10 protein-coding genes are annotated in these 12419 nt (G+C 65.0%); all 10 read left to right on the top strand.

Translation table 11 applies throughout. The features are described 5' to 3' along the window. Positions 1-47: 47 nt before the first annotated feature. Complete coding sequence (locus ACLCGK_RS03765; RefSeq protein ID WP_015269154.1) at positions 48-740, top strand: tellurite resistance TerB family protein; 693 nt, start codon at positions 48-50, stop codon at positions 738-740. 256 nt (positions 741-996) lie between these two features. Further along, positions 997-2619, top strand: coding sequence for a methyl-accepting chemotaxis protein (locus ACLCGK_RS03760; RefSeq protein ID WP_410951300.1), 1623 nt, complete (start codon positions 997-999; stop codon positions 2617-2619). A gap of 5 nt (positions 2620-2624) precedes the next feature. Beyond that, positions 2625-3131: a chemotaxis protein CheW gene (locus ACLCGK_RS03755; RefSeq protein WP_410951299.1), complete on the top strand. Its 507-nt coding sequence runs from the start codon at positions 2625-2627 to the stop codon at positions 3129-3131. Further along, positions 3128-4402, top strand: a complete 1275-nt coding sequence (locus ACLCGK_RS03750; protein WP_015269157.1) for a CheR family methyltransferase — start codon at positions 3128-3130, stop codon at positions 4400-4402. The genes ACLCGK_RS03755 and ACLCGK_RS03750 overlap by 4 nt, the downstream gene beginning before the upstream one ends. Beyond that, positions 4399-5061 (top strand): chemotaxis protein CheW, encoded by a 663-nt coding sequence (locus tag ACLCGK_RS03745; RefSeq protein ID WP_013971213.1) that lies wholly within the window; start codon positions 4399-4401, stop codon positions 5059-5061. The genes ACLCGK_RS03750 and ACLCGK_RS03745 overlap by 4 nt, the downstream gene beginning before the upstream one ends. Beyond that, entirely contained in the window at positions 5058-7361 is a 2304-nt protein-coding gene (locus ACLCGK_RS03740) for a hybrid sensor histidine kinase/response regulator (RefSeq protein WP_054573214.1), read from the top strand. The genes ACLCGK_RS03745 and ACLCGK_RS03740 overlap by 4 nt, the downstream gene beginning before the upstream one ends. Then, positions 7358-8371 carry a Wsp signal transduction system protein-glutamate methylesterase WspF gene (wspF, locus tag ACLCGK_RS03735; RefSeq protein WP_013971215.1) on the top strand — a complete coding sequence of 338 codons (1014 nt, stop codon included), beginning with the start codon at positions 7358-7360 and terminating at the stop codon, positions 8369-8371. Before ACLCGK_RS03740 ends, wspF begins: the two co-directional genes overlap by 4 nt. A gap of 51 nt (positions 8372-8422) precedes the next feature. After that, entirely contained in the window at positions 8423-9427 is a 1005-nt protein-coding gene (wspR, locus tag ACLCGK_RS03730; protein WP_025337936.1) for a Wsp signal transduction system regulator diguanylate cyclase WspR, read from the top strand. Positions 9428-9642: 215 nt separating this feature from the next. Beyond that, a protein-coding gene (gene prfB, locus ACLCGK_RS03725) for a peptide chain release factor 2 (RefSeq protein WP_096009945.1) occupies positions 9643-10738 on the top strand; the annotation gives its coding sequence in 2 pieces (ribosomal slippage) (positions 9643-9714 and positions 9716-10738; 1095 coding nt in all). Positions 10739-10830: 92 nt separating this feature from the next. Then, complete coding sequence (gene lysS / locus ACLCGK_RS03720) at positions 10831-12333, top strand: lysine--tRNA ligase (RefSeq protein ID WP_046616107.1); 1503 nt, start codon at positions 10831-10833, stop codon at positions 12331-12333. Positions 12334-12419: the final 86 nt, after the last annotated feature.

Raw genomic sequence — 12419 nt, 5'->3', positions numbered from 1 at the left:
GCAGGGCTTAACCTGACGGCTCCCTTGGCCAGCGTGGAGACCGTTTGATGAACACCCGGGGATTGCTCGACCAGTTGCTCAAGTCCGGCCAGGACTTGCTCGCCAGCCAGGCTGGCAAGGGCAGCTCTGGCAAGCCAGGCGCCAGTGCCGGCGGCCTTGGCAGCCTGCTTTCCGGTGCCGGTGGCGGCGCCCTGGCGGCGGGCGCCATGGGCTTGCTGCTGGGCAACAAGAAGGCCCGCAAGTATGGCGGCAAGGCCCTTACCTATGGGGGGCTGGCCGCGCTCGGTGTGCTGGCCTACAAGGCCTACGGCAACTGGCAGGCGCGCCAGCAGGTGGCCGCCGCCGAGCCGCAGACCGTCGACCGCCTGCCGCCGGCCCAGGCCGAACTGCACAGCCAGGCGGTGCTGCGGGCGCTGGTGGCGGCGGCCAAGTCAGATGGCCATATCGATGAACGCGAGCGTGCGCTGATCGAGGGTGAATTCACCCGCCTGGACAACGACCGCGAGTTGCAGCACTGGCTGCATGCCGAGCTGAACAAGCCGCTGGACCCGGCCGAAGTGGCCCGTGCCGCGCAAACGCCGGAAATGGCCGCCGAGATGTACCTGGCCAGCGTGATGATGGTCGACCAAGAAAACTTCATGGAGCGCGCCTACCTGGACGAACTGGCCCGCCAGCTGCGCCTGGACCCGGCCCTGCGCCAGGAGCTGGAAAGCCAGGCAAGGCTTGCCGCCGGCCAGTGATGGGGGCTGCGTTGCAGCCCATCGTCGGCAAGCCGGCTCCCACAGGGATCACACATGGCCTGAGGTCATGCGGTCGAGGTGGGAGCCTGGCTTGCCGGCGATGGGCCGCACAGCGGCCCCAATGGCGTTGGGCACAAATGACCGGTCTGTCGGCAAGGTTACCTGGTCACCCCACATTTCAGCCGCATGAGCACTGGGCGCCTGGGCTATACTTCGGCGATTTTTCCCGCTCGTTGTGAATTCCTGAGGGCTGAATGTGAAGAACTGGACCTTGCGCCAACGGATCCTGGCAAGTTTCGCCGTGATCATCGCCATCATGCTGCTGATGATCGTGGCCGCCTACTCGCGGTTGGCGACCATCGCATCCGCCGAGCAGGCAGTGGGGAGCGACAGCATTCCCGGGGTGTACTACAGCTCGATGATCCGTAGCGCCTGGGTCGACAGCTATGTCACCAGCCAGCAACTGGTGGGCCTGTCCAACCGTCGTGAAATCACCTCGGCCGACATGGAGCTGTTCAAAGGTTTCGAGGACCGCCTGAAGCAGCACATGGCGAGTTACCAGGCCACGATCCTGAACCAAGCCGACCAGAGCCACTTCAACACCTTCGTGCAACTCGAAGAAAACTACATGAAGATCGTCGGCCAGGTACTGGACGCCTACCGTCAGCACGACTATGACGGAGCCCAGCGGTTGATCAACGAGGTGCTCACCCCGGCATGGGTGGATGGGCGCAAGCATCTGAACCAGGTTATCGAGGACAATCGAGCCTCAGCTGAAACCGCCACCAGCGAAATCGTAAGCGCCGTGAGCACGGCCAAGGGCAGCATGGTGGTTTCGCTATTGCTGGCGATCATCGCCGCGGGCATTTGCGGCCTGCTGCTGCTGCGCGCCATCACCGCGCCCATGCAACGCATTGTCCATGCCCTCGACAAACTGCGCTCCGGCGACCTGAGCATGCGCCTGAGCCTGGACCGCAAGGACGAGTTCGGCGCCATCGAAAGCGGCTTCAACGAAATGGCCGAGGCCCTGGCCAACCTGGTGGCCCAGGCCCAGCGTTCGTCGGTGCAGGTGACCACCTCGGTGACCGAAATTGCCGCAACCTCCAAGCAACAGCAGGCCACCGCCACCGAAACGGCTGCCACCACCACCGAAATCGGCGCCACCTCGCGGGAAATCGCCGCCACCTCGCGTGACCTGGTGCGCACCATGACCGAAGTCACCTCGGCCGCCGACCAGGCCTCCAGCCTGGCCGGCTCCGGCCAACAGGGCCTGGCACGCATGGAAGAAACCATGCACCAGGTGATGGGTGCCGCCGACCTGGTCAACGCCAAGCTGGGCATCCTCAACGAAAAGGCCAGCAACATCACCCAGATGGTGGTGACCATTGTCAAGGTTGCCGACCAGACCAACCTGCTGTCGCTCAACGCTGCCATCGAAGCGGAAAAGGCCGGCGAGTACGGCCGGGGCTTTGCCGTGGTGGCCACCGAAGTGCGCCGCCTGGCCGACCAGACCGCCGTTGCCACCTACGACATCGAGCAGATGGTGCGCGAGATCCAGTCGGCGGTGTCGGCCGGGGTCATGGGCATGGACAAGTTTTCCGAAGAAGTGCGCCGCGGCATGTTCGAGGTGCAGCAGGTGGGCGAACAGCTCAGCCAGATCATCCACCAGGTGCAGGCCCTGGCGCCGCGCGTGCTGATGGTCAACGAAGGCATGCAGGCCCAGGCCACCGGTGCCGAGCAGATCAACCAGGCGCTGGCCCAGCTCAGCGATGCCAGCACCCAGACAGTCGAGTCGCTGCGCCAGGCCAGTTTCGCCATCGATGAGCTGAGCCAGGTGGCCGCAGGCCTGCGTGGCGGCGTGTCGCGCTTCAAAGTCTGACCGCGATGAACGACTTGCAACCGCGCGCCGCGCGGACGGGCAACGCCAAGGGGGCGTTGTACCTGCAGTTTCGCATTCGGGAGCAACGCTTTGCCCTGAGCGTGCACGAGGTGATCGAGGTGCTGCCGCGTCAGCCGCTGAAACCGATCGCCAAGGCACCTGCCTGGGTCGCAGGCATCCTTGCGCACCGAGGCCTGCTGGTACCGGTGGTCGACCTGGCGGCATTGAGCTTCGGCCAGCCGGCAGCGCAGCGCACCAGTACCCGCCTGGTTCTGGTGCACTACCGAGTCGGCCTGCAGCTTGGCCTGATACTGGAGCAGGCCACCGAAACCCTGCGTTGCCACCCCGACGAGTTCCTGCCGTATGGCGTGGACAGCGGCGAGGCCCCGTACCTGGGCCCGGTGCGTCAGGATGAGCAGGGCTTGTTGCAGCGCATCGAAGTCAACGACCTGCTCCCCGATGCCGTGCACGAGTTGCTGTATGCGGGTGATCCGACAGGGATGCCGACATGAACGAACAGCATTTCTTCCGCTACTTGCGCGAGCGCATAGGCCTGGACGTGGAGTCGGTGGGCGCGCCCATGGTCGAGCGTGCGCTGCGCCAGCGTTGCGTGGCCGTGGACGCCGCGGACCTGGATGATTACTGGCTGCACCTGCAGCAGTCGACGGATGAGCAACAGGCGTTGATCGAAGCGGTCATCGTTCCGGAAACCTGGTTCTTCCGTTACCCCGAATCCTTCACCGCCTTGGCCAGCCTGGCGCACAAGCGCCTGGCCGAGCTGGCCGGGGCGCGCCCGCTGCGTTTGCTCAGCCTGCCTTGCTCGACCGGCGAGGAGCCCTATTCGTTGGCCATGGCCTTGCTCGATGCCGGTATCGCGCCGGGGGCGTTCATGATCGACGGCATGGACATCAGCCCCAGTTCCGTGGCCAAGGCCGGGCAGGCCGTGTACGGGCGCAATGCCTTCCGTGGCAGTAACCTGGGCTTTCGCGAGCGTTACTTCGATGCGCTCGACGAAGGCCACCTCCTGCATGAGCGGGTGCGTGACCAAGTCAGCCTGCAGGTGGGCAACGTACTCGACCCGGCCCTGGCCAGCCGCGATGGCCTGTATGACTTCGTGTTCTGCCGCAACCTGCTGATCTATTTCGACGTACCGACCCAGCAACGGGTGTTCGAAGTGCTCAAGCGCTTGCTGCATCCACAGGGCGTACTGTTCATCGGCCCCGCCGAAGGCAGCTTGCTGGCGCGGTTGGGCATGCGCCCGCTGGGGATTGCCCAGTCGTTCGCCTACGTGCGCCAGGAGGGCGGTAGCGCTGCGCTGGCTACGCCCCCGGTCCAGCCCTTGCGGCGCACGTCGCCAGCACCTGCCAAGCCAGGCTCTCCGTTACCGAGCGCAGCGTTGCCGCGCCCATTGCGGGTGCTCCCCTTTGCCGCCAAGCCAGCACCAGCGCGCGAGCACAAACGCGAGGATGCAACTGAGTTGCTGGCCAGCATTGCCCGGCTTGCCAACGCCGGTGCCAGCGAGCAGGCCCGTGCCGAATGCCAGCGCTACCTGGGCCAGTTCGCGCCTTCGGCGCAGGTTTACTACTGGCTGGGGCTGCTCAGCGACACCGAAGGCGATGCGCAGCAGGCTCTGACCCACTATCGCAAAGCCCTGTACCTGGAACCGCAGCACTCCGAGGCGCTGGTACACCTGGCTGCCTTGCTGGCAGCCCAGGGTGACCTGGCCGGTGCCCGGCGCCTCCAGGAGCGCGCCGCGCGGGTTGGCCGGGAGTCTGAACGATGAAGGAATCCGCGATGCAATTGCTCGCCGAGGCTGACACGCACGTCGATGACTGCTGGAACCGCATCGGCGTGCACGGCGACAAGCAGTGCCCATTGCTGGAGCGTCATGTTCACTGTCGCAACTGCGAGGTATATGCCGCAGCGGCCACACGCCTGCTCGACCGCTACGCACTTATGCAGGACCACCAGGCCGCCGTGGCTGCGCCGGTGGAGGAAAACACTGGCCGCTCCATGCTGCTGTTCCGCCTTGGCGAAGAATGGTTGGCGCTGCCCACCGCCTGCCTGGCCGAAATTGCCCCGCTGCAGGCGGTGCATTCGCTGCCGCACCAGCGCTCGCGGGTGCTGCAGGGGGTGGCCAACGTACGTGGTGCGCTGGTGCCGTGCCTGTCACTGGCTGACTTGCTGGGTGTGCAGGCCAGCGCTGCCGAGCAACGTGGCGGCCGGGCGATGCCACGCATGCTGATCCTGGCCGCGGAGGGCGGGCCGGTGGTGATGGCGGTCGAGGAAATCGACGGCATTCACCGGCTCGACCCGCTGCTACTGAACAGCGGGCAGGACGCCTCCCACTTCACCGCAGCGGTCCTGCAATGGCGTGGCCGCAGTGTGCGGGTACTGGACGATCAACATTTACTGTCTGCCGTGCAGCGGAGCCTGTCATGACCCCAGAGCAAATGCGCGACGCATCGTTGCTCGAACTGTTCAGCCTGGAGGCCGAGGCGCAGACCCAGGTGCTCAGTGCCGGCCTGATGGCGCTGGAGCGTAATCCCACGCAGGCCGACCAGCTTGAGGCTTGCATGCGCGCGGCCCACTCGCTGAAGGGCGCGGCGCGGATCGTCGGAGTGGACGCTGGCGTCAGCGTCGCCCATGTCATGGAGGACTGCCTGGTGGCCGCCCAGGAGGGTCGCCTGCGGCTGAGCGCCGAGCATATCGATGCCCTGTTGCAGGGCACCGACCTGTTGATGCGCATCGCCACGCCTGGCGATGCCGGGGCGCAGGCGACCCTGCCGGTGTTCCTTGCGCAAATGGCCAACCTGCTCGACCCGGGGGCGGCAGCCTTGCCCCCCGCGCCGCCAGCCGTGCCAGCGCTGCCGGAAGCGCCGGCGCAAACCGTGCAAGCCGAACCTTTGCCGCTACCCGTCGAACCCTTGGAGCCTGAGCCCGAGCCCGAGCTGGCCCCGCGTCGCAAGGCCGGCAAGCGCACCGGCGAAGGTACGGAGCGGGTGCTGCGGGTCACCGCCGACCGCCTCAACAGCCTGCTCGACCTGTCCAGCAAGTCGCTGGTGGAAACCCAGCGGCTCAAGCCTTACCTGGCCACCCTGCAGCGCCTCAAGCGCATGCACGGCCAGGGCATGCAGGCGCTTGATGGCCTGCGCTTGCAACTGGAGGACAGTGGCCAGAGCAGCGAGGTGCTCGAAGCCCTGGCACAGACCCAGCGCCTGCTGGCGGAAACCCAGCAGATCCTGCAGCAGCAGGCTGCCGACCTGGACGAGTTCGGCTGGCAGGCCAGCCAGCGCGCACAACTGCTCTACGACACCGCGCTGGCCTGCCGGATGCGGCCGTTTGCCGATGTGCTGACCGGCCAGAGCCGCATGGTGCGCGACCTTGGTCGTTCGCTGGGCAAGCCGGTGCGGCTGTTGGTGGAAGGGGAAAAGACCCAGGTCGACCGTGATGTGCTGGAAAAGCTCGAGGCACCGTTGACCCACCTGTTGCGCAACGCGGTCGACCACGGCATCGAGCTGCCCGAGCGGCGCCTGCTGGCGGGCAAGGCGGAGGAGGGCGTGATCCGCCTGCGGGCCTCGCACCAGGCCGGTATGCTCAGCCTTGAACTGATCGACGACGGTGCCGGCATCGACCTCGAACGCCTGCGCAGCAGCATTGTCGAGCGCGCCCTGTCGCCCGCCGACACGGTGGCGCGCATGAGCGAGGAAGAGTTGCTGACATTCCTGTTCCTGCCCGGTTTCAGCCTGCGCGACAAAGTCACCGAGGTGTCCGGGCGCGGTGTCGGCCTGGATGCGGTGCAGCACATGATCCGGGAGCTGCGCGGTTCGATAGAGCTGACCCAGCTGGCCGGGCAGGGCTGCCGTTTCCATTTGCAGGTGCCACTGACCTTGTCGGTTGTGCGCAGCCTGGTGGTCGAGGTGGGTGGCGAGGCCTATGCCTTCCCGCTCGCTCATATCGAACGCACGCTCGAAGTAAGTGCCGAAGAGATCGTGCAGATCGAGGGGCGCCAGCATTTCTGGCACGAAGGCCGGCACATAGGCCTGGTCGCGGCCAGCCAACTGCTCAATCGCCCGGCCGGGCAAACGCAGGAGAGCAACCTGCGCGTGGTGGTGATCCGCGAGCGCGAGCAGTTGTACGGGGTAGCCGTGGAGCGACTGGTGGGCGAGCGGGTGCTGGTGGTGATGCCGCTCGACCCACGGCTGGGCAAGGTGCAGGACATCTCTTCCGGTGCCCTGCTCGACGATGGCTCGGTGGTGCTGATCGTCGATGTGGAGGACCTGCTGCGTTCGGTGGAGAAGCTGCTCAGCACCGGCAGCCTGGAACGCATCGACCGCGGCAGCAGCGGCACCCGTGGCGTGGCGCGCCAGCGCATCCTGGTGGTCGATGATTCGCTGACCGTGCGTGAACTGCAGCGCAAGCTGCTCGGCAACCGTGGCTACGACGTGGCCGTGGCGGTGGATGGCATGGACGGCTGGAACGCCTTGCGTGGCGAGGACTTCGACCTGCTGATCACTGATATCGACATGCCGCGCATGGACGGCATCGAGCTGGTCACCCTGGTACGCCGCGACCAGCGCCTGCAATCGCTGCCGGTGATGGTGGTGTCCTACAAGGACCGTGAGGAAGACCGACGGCGGGGCCTGGATGCCGGCGCCGACTACTATTTGGCAAAGGCCAGTTTCCATGACGATGCGTTGCTGGATGCTGTGGTTGAGCTGATCGGAGGTGCTCAGGGATGAAGATCGCCATCGTCAACGACATGCCCATGGCCGTCGAGGCGCTGCGCCGGGCGGTTGCCCTCGAACCGGCGCACCAGGTGGTGTGGGTGGCCAGCAATGGCGCCGAGGCGGTGCAGCGCTGCACCGAGCAGCAGCCAGACCTGATCCTCATGGACCTGATCATGCCGGTCATGGATGGCGTCGAGGCCACCCGGCGGATCATGGCCGAAACCCCTTGCGCCATCGTCATCGTCACGGTCGATCGCAAGCAGAACGTGCACCGGGTATTCGAGGCCATGGGCCACGGCGCCCTCGACGTGGTCGACACGCCGGCGCTGGGGGCGGGCGATCCGCGTGAAGCGGCAGCGCCACTGCTGCGCAAGATCCTCAACATAAGCTGGTTGATTGGTCAGCAGCGCGCACCGGCCGCACGCCCGGTCGCCGCACCCGTGCGGGCGGCGTCACAGCACCGCGGGCTGGTTGCGATCGGTTCGTCCGCTGGCGGCCCGGCGGCCCTCGAAGTACTGCTCAAGGGCCTGCCGGCGGCGTTTCCGGCGGCCATCGTGCTGGTCCAGCATGTGGACCAGGTATTTGCCGCGGGCATGGCAGAATGGCTCAGCAGCGCCGCCGGCTTGCCGGTGCGCCTGGCCCGTGAGGGCGAGCCACCACAGCCGGGGCAGGTATTGCTGGCCGGCACCAATCACCACATCCGCCTGCTACAGAACGGCCAACTGGCCTACACTGCCGAACCTGTCAATGAAATTTACCGGCCCTCGATCGATGTGTTCTTCGAGAGTGTGGCGCGGTATTGGACCGGCGATGCGGTGGGTGTGTTGCTTACCGGCATGGGTCGCGATGGTGCCCAGGGCCTGAAGCTGATGCGCCAGCAGGGTTTCCTGACCATTGCCCAGGACCAGGCCAGCAGTGCGGTGTACGGGATGCCCAAGGCCGCTGCGGCCATCGATGCCGCAGTGGAAATCCGCCCGCTGGAACGCATAGCCGGGCGCTTGATGGAATTTTTCGCAAAATGACGAAGTGTATTGAATCACGCCGCCAGGCCGGCAGTGATCGGGTGAACAGGTATGAATGATTTACCGATCGAAGGTTTCACGACCCCCAACGAGAACTCGGCGATGGTGCTGCTGGTCGACGACCAGGCCATGATCGGCGAGGCGGTGCGGCGTGGCCTGGCCCATGAAGAGAACATCGACTTCCACTTCTGCGCTGACCCGCACCAGGCGGTGGCCCAGGCCGTGCGCATCAAGCCCACGGTGATCCTGCAGGACCTGATCATGCCTGGCCTGGACGGGCTGACCCTGGTGCGTGAATACCGCAACAACCCGGCGACCCAGGACATTCCGATCATCGTCCTGTCGACCAAGGAAGACCCGCTGGTCAAGAGCGCAGCCTTTGCTGCCGGGGCCAACGATTACCTGGTCAAGCTGCCGGACACCATCGAACTGGTGGCGCGCATCCGCTATCACTCGCGTTCCTACCTTACCCTGTTGCAGCGCGACGAGGCCTACCGCGCTTTGCGTGTCAGCCAGCAGCAACTGCTCGATACCAACCTGATGCTGCAGCGGCTGATGAACTCCGATGGCCTGACCGGGTTGTCCAACCGCCGCCACTTCGACGAGTACCTGGAACTGGAATGGCGCCGGGCCATGCGTGAGCAGCAGCAGTTGTCGCTGCTGATGATCGACGTGGACTACTTCAAGGCCTACAACGACAGCTTTGGCCACCTGGCCGGTGACGAGGCCTTGCGCCAGGTGGCCGAGGCGATCCGCGGCTCGTGCTCGCGGCCGACCGACCTGCCGGCGCGCTATGGTGGCGAGGAATTCGTCCTGGTATTGCCCAACACCTCGCCGGGTGGGGCACGCCTGGTGGCCGAGAAGCTGCGCCAGACCGTGCTCGGCCTGGGCATCCCGCACACCGCGCCGGTGCCCGACTCGTATCTGACCGTGAGCATTGGCCTGGCCACCCAGACTCCGTCCATCGGCAGCCATAGCCGGCAACTGATCTCGGCTGCGGACAAAGGCCTGTACCAGGCCAAGAATGGCGGGCGCAACCAGGTTGGCATCGCCTGACAGGGCCTCATCGCCGGCAAGCCAGCTCCCACAGGTACAGCGCATGCCTGAGACCTGCGCTTAACCTGTGGGAGCTGGCTTGCCGGCGATAGGCCGGGGCAGGCGTTCACCTCTTTCTGCCGACACCACTTCTACCGCCCGGCGGGTCTGCCGCCCTGCGGCGGACTCGGTTATACTCGCAGGCTTTTCACCGAATTCGTGCGAGTAGCCAGCCCATGGAAATCCAACCGATCCTGAACACCATCAAGGACCTCACCGAGCGTTCCCAGTCCATTCGGGGGTATCTTTGACTACGATCACAAGCATGACCGCCTGATCGAAGTCAACCGCGAGCTGGAAGACCCCAACGTCTGGAACAAGCCCGAGTACGCCCAGGCCCTGGGCCGCGAGCGTGCCATGCTGGCGCAGGTCGTCGAGACCCTGGACAAACTGTCCAATGGCCTGTCCGACTGCAAGGACCTGCTCGACATGGCCGTCGAGGAAGAGGATGAAGGCGCCGTAAGCGACGTCGAGACCGAGCTGCAAGCCCTGGAAGAGTCCCTGGCCCTGCTTGAGTTCCGTCGCATGTTCAGCGGCGAGATGGACATGAACAACGCCTACCTGGACATCCAGGCCGGCTCCGGCGGTACCGAGGCGCAGGACTGGGCCAACATCCTGCTGCGCATGTACCTGCGCTGGGCCGACAAGCGTGGTTTCGACGCTACCATCATCGAGCTTTCCGAAGGTGAAGTCGCCGGTATCAAGGGCGCCACCGTGCATATCAAGGGCGAGTACGCCTTCGGCTGGCTGCGCACCGAGATCGGCGTGCACCGCCTGGTGCGCAAGAGCCCATTCGACTCCGGTGCCCGTCGCCACACCTCGTTCTCGGCGGTGTTCGTGTCGCCCGAGATCGACGACAAGGTCGAGATCGAGATCAACCCGGCCGACCTGCGTATCGACACCTACCGTTCCTCCGGTGCCGGTGGTCAGCACGTGAACACCACCGACTCGGCGGTGCGTATTACCCACGTACCGACCAACACCGTGGTGGCCTGCCAGAACGAACGCTCCCAGCACGCCAACAAGGACACCGCCATGAAAATGCTGCGGGCCAAGTTGTACGAGCTGGAAATGCAGAAGCGCAACGCCGCCTCGCAGGCGCTGGAAGACAGCAAGTCGGACATCGGCTGGGGTCACCAGATCCGCTCCTACGTGCTGGATGACTCGCGTATCAAGGACCTGCGTACCGGTGTCGAGCGCAGCGACTGCCAGAAGGTATTGGACGGCGACCTCGACCAGTACCTGGAAGCGAGCCTCAAGCAAGGGCTGTAAATCGCACACAACCGCCGCGGTACCTGGCCTGGGCCGGTACCGCGTGCCCTGCCCGAAAGGGGCACCGAACACCTGATGGAAAGAATGACGAAATGAGCGACCTCAAGACCGAAGCGCAAGACCTGCAACAGGAAGAAAACGCCCTGATCGCCCTGCGCAAGGAAAAGCTTGCCGCCGAGCGCGCCAAGGGCAATGCCTTCCCCAATGACTTCCGTCGCGACAGCTACTGCAACGACCTGCAGAAGCAGTATGCGGACAAGACCAAGGAAGAACTGGAAGCTGCAGCGATTCCGGTCAAGGTTGCCGGCCGCATCATGCTCAACCGCGGCTCGTTCATGGTCATTCAGGACATGACCGGCCGTATCCAGGTCTACGTCAACCGCAAGACCCTGTCGGAAGAGACCCTGGCCGCGGTCAAGACCTGGGACCTGGGCGACATCATCAGCGCCGAAGGTACCCTGGCCCGTTCCGGCAAGGGCGACCTGTACGTCGAAATGACCAACGTGCGGCTGCTGACCAAGTCGCTGCGCCCGCTGCCCGACAAGCACCACGGCCTGACCGACACCGAGCAGCGCTACCGCCAGCGTTACGTCGACCTGATGGTCAATGAAGAAACCCGCCACACCTTCCGTGTGCGTTCGCAGGTGATCTCGCACATCCGCAAGTTCCTCATCGAGCGCGACTTCCTCGAAGTCGAGACGCCGATGCTGCAAACCATCCCGGGCGGTGCCGCGGCCAAGCCGTTCGAAACCCACCACAACGCTCTGGACATGGCCATGTTCCTGCGTATCGCGCCGGAGCTGTACCTCAAGCGCCTGGTGGTTGGGGGCTTCGAGAAGGTGTTCGAGATCAACCGCAACTTCCGTAACGAAGGCGTTTCGACTCGTCACAACCCTGAATTCACCATGCTCGAGTTCTACCAGGCCTACGCCGACTACCGCGACAACATGGACCTCACCGAGGAACTGTTCCGCGAGCTGGCGCAGCTGGTACTGGGCACTACCGACGTGCCGTACGGCGACAAGGTGTTCCACTTCGGCGAGCCGTTCGCCCGCCTGTCGGTATTCGACTCGATCCTCAAGTACAACCCGGAGCTGACCGCTGCCGACCTGCAGGACGTCGACCGCGCCCGCGACATCGCCAAAAAGGCCGGTGCCAAGGTGCTGGGCCACGAGGGCCTGGGCAAGCTGCAGGTAATGATTTTCGAAGAGCTGGTCGAGCACAAGCTGGAGCAGCCGCACTTCATCACCGAGTACCCGTTCGAAGTATCGCCGCTGGCCCGTCGCAACGACGACAACCCGGCTGTTACCGACCGTTTCGAACTGTTCATCGGTGGCCGCGAGATCGCCAACGCCTACTCCGAGCTCAACGATGCCGAAGACCAGGCCGAGCGCTTCCTGGCCCAGGTGGCCGAGAAGGACGCCGGTGACGACGAAGCCATGCACTACGACGCCGACTTCGTTCGCGCACTGGAGTACGGCATGCCACCTACAGCAGGTGAAGGTATCGGTATCGACCGTCTGGTGATGCTGCTGACCAACTCGCCGTCGATCCGCGACGTGATCCTGTTCCCGCACATGCGTCCGCAGGCCTGAGTGAATTGAATGAGCCGCCTTTCGAGGCGGCTTTTTCTTGCCTGAAGCTTTATGTTGTCAGTACCGGCCTCTTCGCGGGCGCCCGC

The organism is Pseudomonas sp. S1(2024) (genome assembly GCF_046557535.1).
Note: the sequence above shows the minus strand (reverse complement) of the source record. Positions and strands in the feature narration are given on the sequence as shown.

Bases quoted from the DNA above. Each gene is read 5' to 3' on its own strand.
- ACLCGK_RS03750 (WP_015269157.1), top strand. From the start codon at position 3,128: ATGAACGAACAGCATTTCTTCCGCTACTTGCGCGAGCGCATAGGCCTG.
- lysS (WP_046616107.1), top strand. From the start codon at position 10,831: ATGAGCGACCTCAAGACCGAAGCGCAAGACCTGCAACAGGAAGAAAAC.
- ACLCGK_RS03755 (WP_410951299.1), top strand. From the start codon at position 2,625: ATGAACGACTTGCAACCGCGCGCCGCGCGGACGGGCAACGCCAAGGGG.
- ACLCGK_RS03765 (WP_015269154.1), top strand. From the start codon at position 48: ATGAACACCCGGGGATTGCTCGACCAGTTGCTCAAGTCCGGCCAGGAC.
- wspF (WP_013971215.1), top strand. From the start codon at position 7,358: ATGAAGATCGCCATCGTCAACGACATGCCCATGGCCGTCGAGGCGCTG.
- wspR (WP_025337936.1), top strand. From the start codon at position 8,423: ATGAATGATTTACCGATCGAAGGTTTCACGACCCCCAACGAGAACTCG.
- ACLCGK_RS03740 (WP_054573214.1), top strand. From the start codon at position 5,058: ATGACCCCAGAGCAAATGCGCGACGCATCGTTGCTCGAACTGTTCAGC.
- ACLCGK_RS03745 (WP_013971213.1), top strand. From the start codon at position 4,399: ATGAAGGAATCCGCGATGCAATTGCTCGCCGAGGCTGACACGCACGTC.